At 49.5% G+C, this 14,520-nt stretch carries 14 protein-coding genes; 6 read left to right on the top strand and 8 right to left on the bottom strand.

Going from position 1 to position 14,520, the window contains the following annotated elements; translation table 11 throughout:
- Positions 1 to 99: 99 nt before the first annotated feature.
- The 7 genes from pssA to JQN73_RS15545 form a co-directional block, all read right to left on the bottom strand.
- Positions 100 to 984, bottom strand: coding sequence for a CDP-diacylglycerol--serine O-phosphatidyltransferase (gene pssA / locus JQN73_RS15575; RefSeq protein WP_205319764.1), 885 nt, complete (start codon positions 982 to 984; stop codon positions 100 to 102).
- Between the two features lie 173 nt (positions 985 to 1,157).
- Positions 1,158 to 1,796 carry a phosphatidylserine decarboxylase gene (locus tag JQN73_RS15570; RefSeq protein ID WP_205319763.1) on the bottom strand — a complete coding sequence of 213 codons (639 nt, stop codon included), beginning with the start codon at positions 1,794 to 1,796 and terminating at the stop codon, positions 1,158 to 1,160.
- Positions 1,797 to 2,082: 286 nt separating this feature from the next.
- Entirely contained in the window at positions 2,083 to 2,838 is a 756-nt protein-coding gene (locus JQN73_RS15565) for an SIMPL domain-containing protein (RefSeq protein ID WP_205319762.1), read from the bottom strand.
- Positions 2,839 to 3,051: 213 nt separating this feature from the next.
- Entirely contained in the window at positions 3,052 to 3,954 is a 903-nt protein-coding gene (locus JQN73_RS15560) for an ion transporter (protein WP_205319761.1), read from the bottom strand.
- Between the two features lie 1,099 nt (positions 3,955 to 5,053).
- Positions 5,054 to 6,070 (bottom strand): ketol-acid reductoisomerase, encoded by a 1,017-nt coding sequence (gene ilvC, locus JQN73_RS15555; RefSeq protein ID WP_205319760.1) that lies wholly within the window; start codon positions 6,068 to 6,070, stop codon positions 5,054 to 5,056.
- 194 nt (positions 6,071 to 6,264) lie between these two features.
- Positions 6,265 to 6,756, bottom strand: a complete 492-nt coding sequence (gene ilvN / locus JQN73_RS15550) for an acetolactate synthase small subunit (RefSeq protein ID WP_205319759.1) — start codon at positions 6,754 to 6,756, stop codon at positions 6,265 to 6,267.
- Entirely contained in the window at positions 6,756 to 8,483 is a 1,728-nt protein-coding gene (locus JQN73_RS15545) for an acetolactate synthase 3 catalytic subunit (protein WP_205319758.1), read from the bottom strand. Before JQN73_RS15545 ends, ilvN begins: the two co-directional genes overlap by 1 nt.
- A 656-nt stretch (positions 8,484 to 9,139) precedes the next feature.
- On the opposite strand from JQN73_RS15545, the gene JQN73_RS15540 reads away from it, so the two are divergent.
- The 4 genes from JQN73_RS15540 (at position 9,140) to JQN73_RS15525 (ending at position 11,596) form a co-directional block, all read left to right on the top strand.
- Positions 9,140 to 9,709 (top strand): RNA polymerase sigma factor, encoded by a 570-nt coding sequence (locus JQN73_RS15540; RefSeq protein WP_205319757.1) that lies wholly within the window; start codon positions 9,140 to 9,142, stop codon positions 9,707 to 9,709.
- A complete protein-coding gene (locus JQN73_RS15535; protein ID WP_205319756.1) occupies positions 9,706 to 10,110 on the top strand; it encodes a DUF3619 family protein in 405 nt (134 codons plus the stop codon). The genes JQN73_RS15540 and JQN73_RS15535 overlap by 4 nt, the downstream gene beginning before the upstream one ends.
- Positions 10,111 to 10,112: 2 nt before the next feature.
- Positions 10,113 to 10,910 carry a DUF3106 domain-containing protein gene (locus tag JQN73_RS15530; protein WP_205319755.1) on the top strand — a complete coding sequence of 266 codons (798 nt, stop codon included), beginning with the start codon at positions 10,113 to 10,115 and terminating at the stop codon, positions 10,908 to 10,910.
- A 128-nt stretch (positions 10,911 to 11,038) separates the two neighbouring features.
- Positions 11,039 to 11,596, top strand: coding sequence for an RDD family protein (locus tag JQN73_RS15525; RefSeq protein ID WP_255542187.1), 558 nt, complete (start codon positions 11,039 to 11,041; stop codon positions 11,594 to 11,596).
- Positions 11,597 to 11,674: 78 nt separating this feature from the next.
- Here JQN73_RS15525 and JQN73_RS15520 read toward each other — a convergent pair whose 3' ends face one another.
- Complete coding sequence (locus JQN73_RS15520) at positions 11,675 to 12,565, bottom strand: ferritin-like domain-containing protein (RefSeq protein WP_205319754.1); 891 nt, start codon at positions 12,563 to 12,565, stop codon at positions 11,675 to 11,677.
- Between the two features lie 231 nt (positions 12,566 to 12,796).
- On the opposite strand from JQN73_RS15520, the gene JQN73_RS15515 reads away from it, so the two are divergent.
- Together JQN73_RS15515 and hslO are read left to right on the top strand one after the other, a co-directional pair.
- Complete coding sequence (locus JQN73_RS15515; protein ID WP_205319753.1) at positions 12,797 to 13,321, top strand: gamma carbonic anhydrase family protein; 525 nt, start codon at positions 12,797 to 12,799, stop codon at positions 13,319 to 13,321.
- Positions 13,322 to 13,326: 5 nt separating this feature from the next.
- Positions 13,327 to 14,289, top strand: a complete 963-nt coding sequence (gene hslO, locus JQN73_RS15510) for an Hsp33 family molecular chaperone HslO (protein WP_205319752.1) — start codon at positions 13,327 to 13,329, stop codon at positions 14,287 to 14,289.
- Positions 14,290 to 14,520 lie beyond the last annotated feature (231 nt).

Below are 14,520 nucleotides of genomic sequence, written 5' to 3'. Positions count from 1 at the left end.
CAATAGACGCATTTTAAAACCGCGTAAAGTGCCAATCAAAAGGTTGGCGCAATCACTGGACGACTTTACGTTCTTCTACAGTACCTGGCAGAGTAATAGTTACTTTTCTTCGTGCTCGTGCCGGGTCTGCAATATGCTGACCGGCTTACCCTTGAACAAGCGCCAAAAATACACGCCTAATCCCGATAATCCGTACAGCACGAACATGCCGAACAAAACCTTGGACGGTGCACTGGAAATAACTACTAATATCAACACGACGACAAAAGCGGCAATAAATGGCACTGGTTTGCGCAGATTAATATCCTTAAAGCTATAAAAAGGCACGTTGGTGACCATTGTCAGGCCAGCGTACAAGGTTATACCCCATGCCACCCAGCTTAAATCGGCCCCGACAAAACCCAAATCATCCATGATCCAGACAAAACCCGCTACCAGCGCGGCTGCCGCTGGACTAGGCAACCCTTGAAAATAGCGCTTATCGACCACGGTGATATTGGTATTGAAGCGAGCAAGACGTAGGGCAGCGCCAGCGCAATACACAAATGCGGCCAGCCAGCCAAGTTTTCCCATCCCGCGCAATGACCATTCATACACCACGAGCGCAGGCGCGGCACCGAAGGACACCATGTCTGACAAGCTGTCATATTGCGCACCAAATTCGCTCTGCGTATTGGTCATGCGCGCCACGCGACCATCCAGACTGTCGAGTACCATCGCCGCGAAAATCGCAATTGATGCGTAGTCGAACTTCAGGTTCATCGCCATGACGATCGCATAAAAGCCACAAAACAAGGCAGCAGTCGTAAATGCATTCGGTAATAAGTAAACGCCACGACGCCTCAAGCTCGGCCGCACCGGGCCGTCATCTTCATCATCGTCGCCTCCATCCGGATAGGACGTACGCAAAGAATTTTTTGCGCGTAATGCCTTCGGGAACTGTGCAACGTTACTCTTCGCCTTTCGGCGGGGGAAAGTAGCCATGAAAATTCCGTTTCAATCTAATAAACAAATTATGGCAACGCTCAAACAATTGCCATTTTGCCCAACTTTGCAGAAGCGAGGGATAGGGAATGCACAGGTCGCCTGATTGCCTGATTGCCTTCAGGTGACGTGCTTTTGTTACCACTCGCTAAGCAAACTTTTTCGGGTTTAACTTAAAATTCAGCCAAAATGGTTTCAGTCGCAGAGACTTTATCGCCTACAGCAACTTTCGGCGTCGCCGTCAATGGTAAGTAGACATCAACGCGTGAGCCGAAACGGATAAAACCATAGCGCTGTCCGCGTGCCAGAACATCACCAACTTTGACATAACAAAGAATACGACGTGCAATCAATCCTGCCACTTGAACGCAAGTGACGGTTTGCCCATTTTTTGCGGTGATCACCAATGCATTGCGTTCGTTTTCAATCGATGCTTTATCCAGATCCGCATTCACGAACTTACCTGGAAAGTATTGCATCGTTTCGATCTTGCCGTCCACCGGCGCACGATTTGAATGGACATTGAAGACATTCATAAAGACGCTGATCTTGAGGGCTTCACGGTTAGCGTAAGGATCATGCGCCTTTTCAACAACCACGATGCGGCCGTCTGCAGGCGAGATGACAGCACCTGGACCTTGTGGGATAACGCGGGGCGGATCGCGAAAAAATTGCAATACGAACAAGGCGATAATCCAAAAAGGAATGGACCAACCGATCGACAAAAAGCTGACCAGCAACGCCACAGCAAATGCGATGGCAAGAAACGGCCAACCTTCGCGGGCGATTATAGGATGTGGATAATTATTCAACTGCGCTCCGGATTGTCTTAAAGAAATGATAGAAATTTGATAGCGTGGCTATTCTAGTCGAGCGAGGGTTAAATGTAACCCTTTGCGTTGCAATCAGTAACTAATTCAATAATAGCTTGAAAACAATCAATCGCCCCAATTCGCTGGCGAGATGTGAAATTTCGGCATCGGAGGACGAACCACCGGAGCAACAACTCGTAATCAGCTTATACAGCGGTATGCCAATGGCTGCTTTGGGTCAAGGATTAAATGACGTTTAAGTAATCTCAAACGCCATTTTTTTAAGTTACTTAAAGCGTACTTTTCCCACCACACGCATACTCAAGGTAGTTTCACCCGGCTCAAAACTCGGCTCTTCGACCGGCGCGCTATCCATTGATACCGAACGCATCATCATTGCGGCTTTCGGCATGGCAGCCTCAGGCGCATAGTTGCCGGAGCCTTCGAAATCAATCGTGTCCAGAACCGCATCGGACTCGCTGCGCCCCATCGCCCGTGCGATAGAACCAATGCGTTCGTTCAAATTAAGATAAGTGGCGGCGATACGCTCATCGTCCATCTTTTTGCTAATCGCGTCGCTGAGACTGAAACTCAAGCCATTAAGACCGAGCACGCTTTGCACGAGGGCGACGGTCTTGGGCAAGCTGCTTAAATTGGTGGTTGTGGCATCCAGATATTGCCCAACGCGCCAACCGGTCGGCACGCGTGGTTTGGTGTTATTTGTCCGTGGCTGCGTTTCTTCAGGATAGACGGGATAGGTGTAATAACCGCGGGTCTGCAGGACCGCCTGCGGATCCTGACGTTTGAGGATATCAGTGCCTTGCTTCATCTTTGCATTGACGCGCGAGGCTGCAGCCGCTTTGTCCTTATCCTGCTCTTCAATAGTGAAGGTCATCCGGACCTGATCGTTCACATGCTTGACTTCACCGAAGGCGGGTACGACAACTAATGCACCATTGGTCTGGACTTTGGTTTGCGCATAGACGCTCAGGCTGGTGACGGCGAACATGGATAAAACCATGAGATTACGATATCGCGACATAGTATTTTTCCAAAAAAATAGAGGTGCAGAACGAAGCGGTGAATGCGTTTTACAAGAAAGAACTAACATTCGCATGATCCTGCACATCATGAAGTTGTAACAATTAAGATGATTGATTGTCAATTAGATGACGAGATCGCGATATAGTTCTCAGAATCAACTTAATTAGACAGAGTTGTTCACTTTTTGGCAAGTAATCACCCGTTGTTTATATTAATTCTGTCTCGACTTTGCCGGCGAAGAAGCTGCCACGGCGTCGTACTGATAGGGTGGAAGCTTTTCACCGCAATGCTTGCAAAATAATGAGTCGGCCTCATGACCTTCCGTTAAACATTGTTCACAGGTGCGCGTGGTCGGCGTGCGCCGCATCATACTCATTGCCAATTCCACCCCGACTATCCCTGTGGGGAGGGCGATGATGCCATAGCCTAGCAACATGGCCAATGATGTGACCAATTGTCCTATCGGGGTTTTCGGATGAATGTCGCCATAACCTGTGGTCGTCAGCGTTACGATCGCCCAATACATGCCAACCGGTATGCTGGTAAAGCCATTTCCCGGTCCTTCGATGACGTACATGATCGTTCCTAGAATCACGCTCATGATGATGACCGCGCCAAGGAACACAAATATCTTGTGCCGACTATTCCGCAGCGCCTGCAATAAAATCTGCGACTCATCGAAATAACGCGGCAGTTTTAACACCCGAAACACGCGCAACATGCGCAGCAAGCGCACATCGATGAGAAAGTGGAACTCTGGCAGCAATATAGCCAGGTAAGTTGGCAAAATCGACAATAAGTCGATCACGCCAAACAGGCTCGTGGCGTAGCGCAGCGGTCGCTTCACACAGATCAAGCGCACGATATATTCGAGGGTAAAGAGAATGGTGAATAACCACTCCAGTCCATTCAATATCAGGTAATCCCGCGCACGAATCGCGCCAATGCTGTCAATGATGACGGTCGCCACGCTGAGAACGATGACCAGTAACAAAGCGGTATCAAACCGTCGCCCCGCGACCGTATCAGCCTCAAAAATAATTGAGTAAAGCCGCGCCCGCCAACACTGATCGGGCTTACCAAAATGAGGCTTTTTAAAAACCGTAGTCGTCATGCTTTTTTTAATAATTTTCTAGTGTGGGACAATTAAGCGATATCTATAAAGAGTTACCTGACTTTATAGCAAAAAGGAACGCAAATGCGTCCCTTTGTTTATAGATCGGCGTATGCCTTAGTTCTTAATTTTCTGGCTTAGTTCTTGTTTAGGCAGGTTGAAGACGAAAAAAGTGTGCACGCCTCTAATGCCGTTGGATTAAGGAGCTGAGCGGCATTATCGCTTCGGGGACTGGACGTAGAACGCTTGCAAGCGATACCTGCAGTGATGCCTGACCTCATAAGGGACTAAAATACTTATTAGTTCTTGGTTTGGTCAACCATGGCGTTCTTTTTGATCCATGTGCGCGTGAAACCGAAAAAAAAGCTGTGCGTATGCACAGCTTTTCGGTTTCACGCGGGGATCGCTTGCAAGCGATTCCGGCAGTGATGCCTGACCTCATAAGGGACTAAAATACTTATTAGTTCTTGGTTTGGTCAACCATGGCGTTCTTTTTGATCCATGTGCGCGTGAAACCGAAAAAAAAGCTGTGCGTATGCACAGCTTTTCGGTTTCACGCGGGGATCGCTTGCAAGCGATTCCGGCAGTGATGCCTGACCTTATAAGGGACTAAAATACTTATTAGTTCTTGGTTTGGTCAACCATGGCGTTCTTTTTGATCCATGTGCACGTGAAACCGAAAAAAAGCTGTGCGTGTGCACAGCTTTTCGGTTTCACGCGGGGATCGCTTGCAAGCGATTCCTGCAATGATGCCTTACTTTTCCATTACTAAATAAATTCTTAGTTCTTAGTTTGGTCGACCATTGCGTTCTTTTTGATCCATGTGCACGTGAAACCGAAAAAAAAGCTGTGCGTGTGCACAGCTTTTCGGTTTCACGCGGGGATCGCTTGCAAGCGATCCCTGCAATGATGCCTTACTTTTCCATTACTAAATAGATTCTTAGTTCTTGGTTTGGTCAACCATTGCGTTCTTTTTGATCCATGTGCACGTGAAACCGAAAAAAAGCTGTGCGTGTGCACAGCTTTTCGGTTTCACGCGGGGATCGCTTGCAAGCGATTCCTGCAATGATGCCTTACTTTTCCATTACTAAATAAATTCTTAGTTCTTGGTTTGGTCAACCATTGCGTTCTTTTTGATCCATGGCATCATGCCGCGCAGTTTTTCACCCACAACTTCAATCTGGTGCTCTGCATTCAGACGACGACGAGAGATCAATGTTGGCGCGCCAGCCTTGTTTTCCAGGATGAAGCTTTTCGCGTATTCGCCGGTTTGAATGTCTTTCAGAATCGCACGCATGGCATTTTTTGTTTCTTCGTTGACGATGCGCGGACCCGATACATATTCGCCGTATTCTGCGTTGTTCGAAATCGAGTAGTTCATGTTGGCGATGCCGCCTTCATAGATCAGATCAACGATCAGTTTCAATTCGTGCAGACATTCGAAATAGGCCATTTCTGGTGCATAACCGGCTTCAACCAATGTCTCAAATCCCGCTTTGATCAACTCAACTGCACCACCGCATAAAACGGCTTGTTCACCGAATAAATCTGTTTCAGTTTCTTCGCGGAAGTTGGTTTCGATGATACCGGCGCGACCGCCGCCGTTGGCGGTTGCATACGACAGCGCGATGTCACGCGCAGTGCCGGATTTGTCTTGATGGATTGCGATCAGGTGCGGAACACCGCCTCCCTGGGTGTAGGTCTGGCGCACAGTGTGGCCTGGTGCTTTTGGCGCGATCATGATCACGTCCAGATCGGCGCGTGGCGTTACCTGACCGTAATGCACGTTAAAACCGTGTGCAAAGGCCAATGTGGCGCCTTGCTTGGCGTGCGGCGCCACGTTTTCTGCGTACACTTGCGCGATATTTTCATCTGGTAAAAGAATCATGATGACGTCTGCAGCTTTGACCGCTTCATTGACTTCAGCAACTTTCAGACCAGCGTTCACCGCTTTGTCCCACGATGCGCCACCTTTGCGCAGACCGACCGTCACTTTAACGCCTGAATCATTCAGGTTTTGCGCGTGCGCATGGCCTTGTGAACCGTAGCCGATGATCGTAACGTTTTTGCCTTTGATGAGTGAAAGGTCAGCGTCTTTGTCGTAAAAAACTTTCATGTTTAATCCTGGTAATAATTCAATTGATAGAGAACTGTTTGGACAATCCAAATCAGTTCGATACATTCTTTTAGCTGAAACACATCCGATAGCGCGGCTTTTCCCGCCTTACAACCATGCATTACCGCTTATCCACATTAGACTGACGCGTCGGGAACTCAGGCGCACCGCCCTGACACCCTAACGCGCTTCCCTTACACTTTCAGGATGCGTTCTCCGCGTCCGATGCCGGAGGCACCGGTACGGACCGTTTCCAAAATTGAAGCCCGGTCTATCGACTCAATAAAGGCGTCTAGTTTGCTTTTGGCACCCGTGAGTTCAATAGTGTAGGACTTATCCGTGACATCGATAATGCGTCCTCGGAAGATGTCTGCAGTACGTTTCATTTCTTCGCGTTCCTTACCGACCGCACGTACTTTGATCAGCATGAGTTCGCGTTCGATATGCGCGCCTTCGGTCAGGTCGACCACTTTAACGACTTCAATCAGACGATTCAGATGTTTGGTAATCTGTTCGATTACTTCATCCGAACCTCTTGTCACAATGGTCATCCGTGACAAGGTCGCATCTTCGGTCGGTGCGACCGTTAATGTTTCGATGTTATAGCCACGAGCGGAGAACAAACCCACTACACGTGAAAGCGCACCAGCTTCATTTTCCAGCAGTACGGAAATTATATGTTGCATTACAGATCCTCCGAACCGAGTAGCATTTCAGTCAAGCCCTTGCCCGATTTCACCATCGGCCAGACATTTTCGGTTTGATCAGTAATAAAGTTCATGAACACCAGACGATTTTTCATCGCGAACGCTTCTTTCAGCGCGCCGTCGACGTCACCCGGCTTTTCAATTTTCATACCGACGTGGCCGTACGACTCGACCAACTTGGTAAAGTCGGGCAATGAATCCATGTAGGACTCGGAATAGCGTGAACCGTAATCAATTTGTTGCCACTGACGGACCATGCCGAGGAAGCGATTGTTAAGCAGAATGATTTTTGGCGTCAGGTGATATTGCTTGCAGGTTGCGAGCTCCTGAATGCACATCTGTATCGATCCTTCGCCGGTGATACAAGCGACAGTCGAACCCGGATTCGCCATTTGTACACCCATCGCATACGGCAAGCCCACACCCATCGTACCCAGACCACCGGAGTTGATCCAGCGACGCGGTTTATCGAAGCGGTAATATTGCGCTGCCCACATTTGATGTTGACCGACATCCGAGGTAATAAACGCATCACCGTCAGTGATTTGCCATACTTTTTCGACCACCGATTGCGGTTTGATGAATTCGGAGGAATTCTCAAACTTCAGGCAATCACGCGCACGCCATTGCTCGATTTGCTTCCACCAGGTTGCCAGCGCAACAGCGTTCGGCTTGGTTTCCGCAGCATCAAGCTGTGCCAGCATTTCTTGCAAGACGTCTTTGACGTTGCCGACGATAGGAATATCGACCTTGACGCGTTTGGAGATCGAGGACGGGTCAATATCTATGTGAATAATTTTGCGGGCATTACTTGCAAAGTGTTTCGGATTACCAATCACGCGGTCATCGAAACGCGCGCCAATCGCGATCAGCACGTCGCAATTTTGCATAGCCATATTGGCTTCATAGGTTCCGTGCATACCTGGCATACCAACGAACTTATCGCTCGAAGCTTTGTAACCGCCCAAACCCATAAGGGTATTTGTGCAAGGATAGCCGAGGCGATCAACCAATCGGTTTAGCTCAGGCGATGCATGCGCCAGAATAACGCCGCCGCCGGTATAAATCATCGGACGTTCAGCGCTTAGCAACAATTGCAGGGCTTTCCGAATCTGACCCGAATGACCTTTGTCGACTGGTTTATACGAACGCATCTCGACTTCTTTGGGATACGCAAATACATGGCGGTGCATGGTGATGTCTTTAGGGATATCAATCAGCACCGGACCAGGACGACCGGTTGTTGCAATATAGAATGCTTTTTTAACGGTTTCAGCCAGGTCCTTGACATCTTTCACCAGGAAATTGTGCTTTACGCAAGGACGTGTGATACCTACGGTGTCGCATTCCTGAAACGCATCTTCACCAATCGCATAGGACGGAACTTGTCCTGAAATCACGATCATCGGAATCGAATCCATGTAGGCGGTTGCCAGACCTGTGACCGCGTTGGTGACGCCGGGACCGGAGGTGACAATTGCGACACCGACTTTATTTGAACTGCGCGAATAAGCGTCAGCAGCGTGGATCGCGGCTTGCTCGTGGCGCACTAATATGTGTTGGAATTTATCTTGCTGAAATATAGCGTCGTAGATGTATAACACCGAGCCGCCCGGATAGCCGAAAACGTGCTCGACGCCCTCTTCTGCCAGACAACGAACTAAAATTTCTGCGCCGCTGATGGGCAAATTTGTATCTTGAGTCATGCTTCTATGTCCTTTCAAGGTCCATGGGAAATTGATCGGATGCTCTCTCCTAATGACAATGACGGCATGCTACAGGGATTTTGGCGTTCCTTTTTTGTGCATTCACGGCATGTCGTTGCGTATCCGTAGATACGATTCAAAATGACGCTTCGCGCGACTCGTTCAGCCAATTACCTTGAAGCAACACATTCATTCTCTCGCGCTTGTGGCACGGGTTAGAGCAAACAGCTTTCAAATATGAAGCGCGTCTTATCGCAAGTCAGCATCTTGCGCTAACGGCGAAAAGACCATGGGTACACTTCAGGATGCTGAAGTGGAGTGATACCATAATGCGTACTTTCATTTTGGTCAAGCCAATTTCACGATAAAGCATGTAAATTCTGCGCTAATTGAACATTATTTGGTATTAATGCCCCACGAGCGCTGTATTTTTGATAGCATTCGATCAGCTTAAAAATCCCCACTTTAACGATTCGACCAGAGGCATCAATAAATTTAATTGGCACGCGCCAGTCCGGCGAGCGAATGGATTGCGATTTCTCAAGACACGTTAAAATTAGTTTGCCCGCAATAACGCAGCAAAATTCTGAACAACTTCACTGGCTGGCAGCGAATGACACTTTGTATGACACACGGTGAAACGCGCGCCACAATGCATGGCAACCGATAAAGAACTTTCAGATTTTCTCGAAAATGTAGAGCGACGCGCTTTCAAGCAAGCTGTGTACGCAGTCCGCAAGGACGAATCAGCGCTGGACATTGTCCAGGACGCGATGATTAAACTTGCGGAAAAATACGGGGACAAACCATCGGCCGAATTACCGATGTTGTTTCAGCGTATCTTGCAAAACACGATCCTCGACTATTTTCGTCGTGAAAAAGTACGTAACACGTGGGTCAGTCTTTTTTCGAACATGGGTCATGACAAGTCCAGCGATGAAGATTATGACGTCCTCGAAACGTATGAATCAGAGGACGGCTCACAAGCAGCCGAGTCCAGCTCATCCCAGCTCGAACGAGAGCAAATCCTGGAAATAATCGATCTGGAGGTGCAAAAGCTCCCCGGGCGTCAACGGGAAGCCTTCCTGATGCGTTATTGGGAGGACATGGATGTCGCCGAGACTGCCGCCGCAATGGGTTGCTCTGAAGGCAGTGTAAAAACACATTGCTCTCGTGCTACACACACCCTGGCGCAAGCGCTCAGGGCCAAAGGGATAAGTTTATGAGTAGCAAAGAAATCAATTTCGCGTACAAAGTACGCCACGCGCTTAACGAGCGCATCGACGACATGCCGACAGCCACATTGGACCGGTTGGCCGCCGCACGTCAAATGGCGCTCTCGCGCAAAAAAGCAGACAAACCTTTACGCGTGGTAGCACAGCAAAATGTTGTTGCAGGCACAGCGAATAGCTTTTTCCCCCAGCCTGCTTCCTGGTGGACGCGATTGGGCGTTGCCGCACCGATACTTGCCGGCCTGGTGTTATTTTTTGGTTTGTACCAGTACGAGCAACAACATCGCATCACCGAGATTGCGGCGATTGACGCTGCTGTGCTTGCAGATGAAGTTCCGCCTTCCGCTTATCTGGACCGCGGCTTTGATACCTATCTTGCCAAGCATGAAGAATAAGAATGGCACTGCTACCCACAAAAAAAAATAATGATGAGCGACTGGTGGCGTCCGGGCCTTTGGGTCGCGGTGCTGAAACCGAATTTGGATCTTTAAAGCGCCTTACGAAATCGCGTACGTTGATATTGAGTTTGCTAACTGTGTTGGTGTTGATAACCGGCTCGATAGCAATCCTGATGCGCCCTTCACACGCTGCAGACACCACTAGTGCTAGTAGCGCTGCGGGCGCTAACGTTAGCACCACCACCACAGGCGAATTGGCGATCAAGCCAAAAGTACCAAATCCTTCCAAGGTCAATAAACCGATCGAAAGCAAATCCAACTGGGAGGATCTTACTGCTGCGCAAAAGCTAACGTTGGCACCGCTCGCATCCGGCTGGAATGAACTAAAACCGTCTACCCGGAAGAAGTGGATTGAAATCAGCAAACGATTTAGCCGCCTGAGTGCGACCGAGCAGACACGGGTTCAGGAACGGATGCATGACTGGGTCAATCTGACGCCGGAGCAACGTCGACTGGTGCGCGAAAATTACGCCCGCAACAGACAACTCGATACGGAGCAAAGAGCCAAGCGCTGGGCCGAATATCAACAGCTGCCGGAAGCTGAAAAGCAAAAGTTGGCAGCGGAAGCAGCGGCGGCGAATAATCGCAAACGGGTTACCTCACAAGTACTATCACCTCCCGCTAAGCCGCAACCAGCAAAACCGATACAATTAACCCCTAAACCGGTTCCGCCCCAGGCCGGGGCGATAACACAGCCTGCCGCCGTGGCGCCTCCAGTGGATGCGATTGGCCATTAAATAACAATTGGTAGACTTGTGGAACTCGGGGCTAATTTGTTGAAGCGACCTGTGCTTGAATTGGTCGGATGCTCAGCGCCTTCATTGCGCTATATTGATAGCAACACGTTTAAAGAAATAATCGTCCCTTGAACTCTTCCGCACCGTCTATCGAAATAACACTTCCGTCAGTCTCCGCTACGCCTTCGCTTAAACGGCGCTTTGGCAGCATGATGTATGAGGCGATGCTGCTGTTCGGAATTTTATTCATCGCAGGTTTGCTATTCTCAACGTTGTTACAACAACGCAACGCGTTATATCTGCGACATGGACAGCAAATTTGGCTTTTCGTCGTTTTGACAGCGTATTTTGTCTGGTGCTGGAGTCACGGCGGCCAGACCCTGGCCATGAAAACCTGGCGTCTTCAACTGGTCAATAAAGATGGCAGCGCGCTGAACGCAAAAGATGCATTCATGCGCTACTTGCTCGCATGGCTATGGTTTCTTCCTGGCCTTGCGCTTGCCTGGGCCTTCGGTGCCCATACCTGGATGCTGGCGATTATTCCGATATTGAATTTTGTTGTTTGGTCGCTCACCATTTATCTCGATCCTAAGCGTCAATTTTTACACGACCGTCTTGCGGGAACAAAATTGATCGACATGCAGAAGAGCATGAAACCCCCAGGAAAAAGACGCTGGTATCACTAAACATTCATTCTGAATGGCACATTGGATAGGGCTGTTTTAATCCGAACTCATCCGAATTATTCTTAAACAAACCGATACTTAAGGCTGGAACTCGCCTTGTAGGATCAGCAATTCTTCTTCCGAAAATCCTGCTGCACGACGTGCTGTCAGGTTAAACGGTCCGCGCAAGGTTGGTGCCTCGTATGCTAATGCCAGTTTGGCAAAAGTCGCTATCGGCTCTAGCTGACGCACTTCACACAACCAGTTGTACCAATGGTTACCGATCGCAACGTGACCCACCTCCTCCCGCAAAATGATGTCGAGAATCTCCGCTGCAGCCAAGTCGCCAGCTTGGGCGATTTTGGCTCGCACGGCTGGGGTGGCGTCTAACCCACGGGCCTCTAAAGTGCGCGGGACTAACGCCATTCGCGCCAAAATATCAGACTGGGTTTTTCCTGCCATTTCCCACATGCTGTTATGCGCGGGGAAATCACCATAGGCAAAACCCAACATCTGTAAATGTCGCGACAGCATGTCAAAATGTTGCGCTTCCTCCGTCGCTACGCTGAGCCAGTCCGTGTAATACTCATCTGGCATATCGGAAAAGCGGCAGATCGCATCCAGTGCTAAATTGATTGCGTTAAACTCAATGTGCGCTAAGGCGTGGATCAATGCAGCGCGGCCCTCTTCGGTCCGCATTGAGCGATGTTTCAATGTTTTCGGCAGTACGAGTTCGGGCCTCGGTGGGCGCCCAGGAATAGCCGCCGCTTCGGCATCGGAGATGAGCACGGCGCTCGCCTCTGGCGCAAGTGTGCCTTTTTTGAACTCAGCGTTTAACGTTGCCACCGCCGCCACTTTCGCTGCCGGATCACGCAGCAGCAGGCAGCGCAAGGCGGTAGCACGCAAATCAGGGCTAAGGTCTGGCTGCGCCGGCGAAGGAATTTGGGCGCTCAACTGAGATTCTGGAACAACAAAAATGGGATCAGACATACTCTTCATGCTAGCAGCGGTAAAATAGGTTTTTTAAGGATAATTGCACGTTTATGTTGCACAAAAGCATGTCGTAATTAATAAATATGCAGCAAAAAAGCGGCAAATAAACGACGGAAAAAGCAAGCGCAGGAATAAATCGATAGTTTCAAACAAGGTAGGCACATAAAATTAAATCAACTACCGAGTCTTCCTGCCATTTAGCGCATCACCCACATTCTACGGAGAAATATGAGTATCTACCAACTTGGCGACAATTGCCCTGACGTTGACCCATCGGCCTACATTACCGATAGCGCTACGCTGATTGGTAAAGTGAAGATCGAGGCGAATGCCAGCATATGGTTCGGTGTATCAATTCGGGGTGATAACGACCTTATTACCGTCGGTCGCGGCAGTAATGTACAAGAGAATTCCGTTTTGCATACCGATCACGGCTATCCATTGTCCATCGGAGAAAATGTCACCGTTGGTCATATGGTAATGTTGCACGGATGCACGATTGGTGAAGGCAGTTTAATCGGAATCCAGGCTGTGATCCTTAACGGGGCGAAGATCGGAAAAAATAGTCTGGTCGGAGCGGGTGCCCTGGTCACCGAGGGCAAGGAATTTCCCGACAATGTATTGATTATTGGCACTCCGGCGAAGGTCGCACGGCTGTTGACCGAACAAGAACTTGCAATGCTGGCGGGGGCCGCACAAACGTACGCGAAACGCGCACAAGAATATAAAACTCAACTTAAGAAAATCGGCTAACAACAATGACCGAAGAAGGTATAAAGCACGCGATGGATAACAGCAGCGACAATTTACAGAAATTCATGATCGAAAATGCCTCGGTGCGAGGCGAACTGGTGGAGTTATCGCACACCTGGCGACAGGTCCTGGCACGCCGCAACTATCCGCCTGCGGTGATGACTTTGCTCGGTGAAATGATGGCTGCGGCTGCCTTACTCAGTGCCAATTTGAAATTCAATGGCGTGATCGTGATGCAAATCCATGGCGATGGTCCGATTCGCCTGTTGGTGGTTGAATGCGATGCCAAATTGCAGATGCGTGCCACAGCCAAGCTGGTCCCTGATGCGGTGGTTGAGGACGGTGCCACACTGGCGCAACTGGTGAATGTGAATGGCCACGGTCGCTTCGCCATAACACTGGACCCGCAAGATAAGATGCCGGGACAGCAACCTTATCAAGGCATCGTGCCACTTGATGGTGACAACGTTGCCGAGGTGATCGAAAATTATATGCTGCGTTCAGAGCAACTCGATACCAAGTTGTGGCTGGCGGCGGACGCCAACGTCTCGCGTGGTTTGCTGCTGCAAAAGCTTCCTAACCATGGCGGGGTAGGACTTACAGAAGAAGATCCGCTCGAAAGCTGGAATCGCGTCTCCATGCTCGGTGCGACTTTACGCCCTGCCGAGATGTTGTCGACCGATATTCAAACGTTATTACGGCGCTTGTTCTGGGAGGAGACAGTTCGCGTTTTTGAACCGCAACATCCAAGTTTCGTGTGCAACTGTTCGCGCGAAAAAGTGGGCAACATGTTGCAAATGCTGGGACAGAAAGAGGTCGATGAGGCGATTGCTGAATTGGGCAATGTTTCGGTTGATTGTGATTTTTGCGGACAAAACTATGCTTTTGACAAGGTCGACTGCGCTCACCTGTTTGCAACCAGCGCACCGGCACAGACCTTATTGGGTACCGGAAGCATTAAGCATTAAGCATTAAGCATTAAGCATTAAGCAAGGGCACTGCGCCTTGCTGAAATAGCAGCAGCCTTCTAGCGCTGCTGGTAGGTATCTGCTCTCACTTGTTACGGCAACGAACAATTAATCACGCACTTGCTGCTCAATGTATTGAGCAGCTTTTGCCTTTGTTTGTGCCTGCGCCTGCTTAGACACTGGTTTCGCCGTTGATTTAGCCCCCAGTGGGCCGCCGGATCGTTTTTCTTC

The organism is Glaciimonas sp. PAMC28666 (assembly GCF_016917355.1).
GTDB lineage: Bacteria > Pseudomonadota > Gammaproteobacteria > Burkholderiales > Burkholderiaceae_D > Glaciimonas.
The sequence above is the reverse complement of the archived record's forward strand: the minus strand, read 5'-3'. Positions and strand labels throughout refer to the sequence as shown.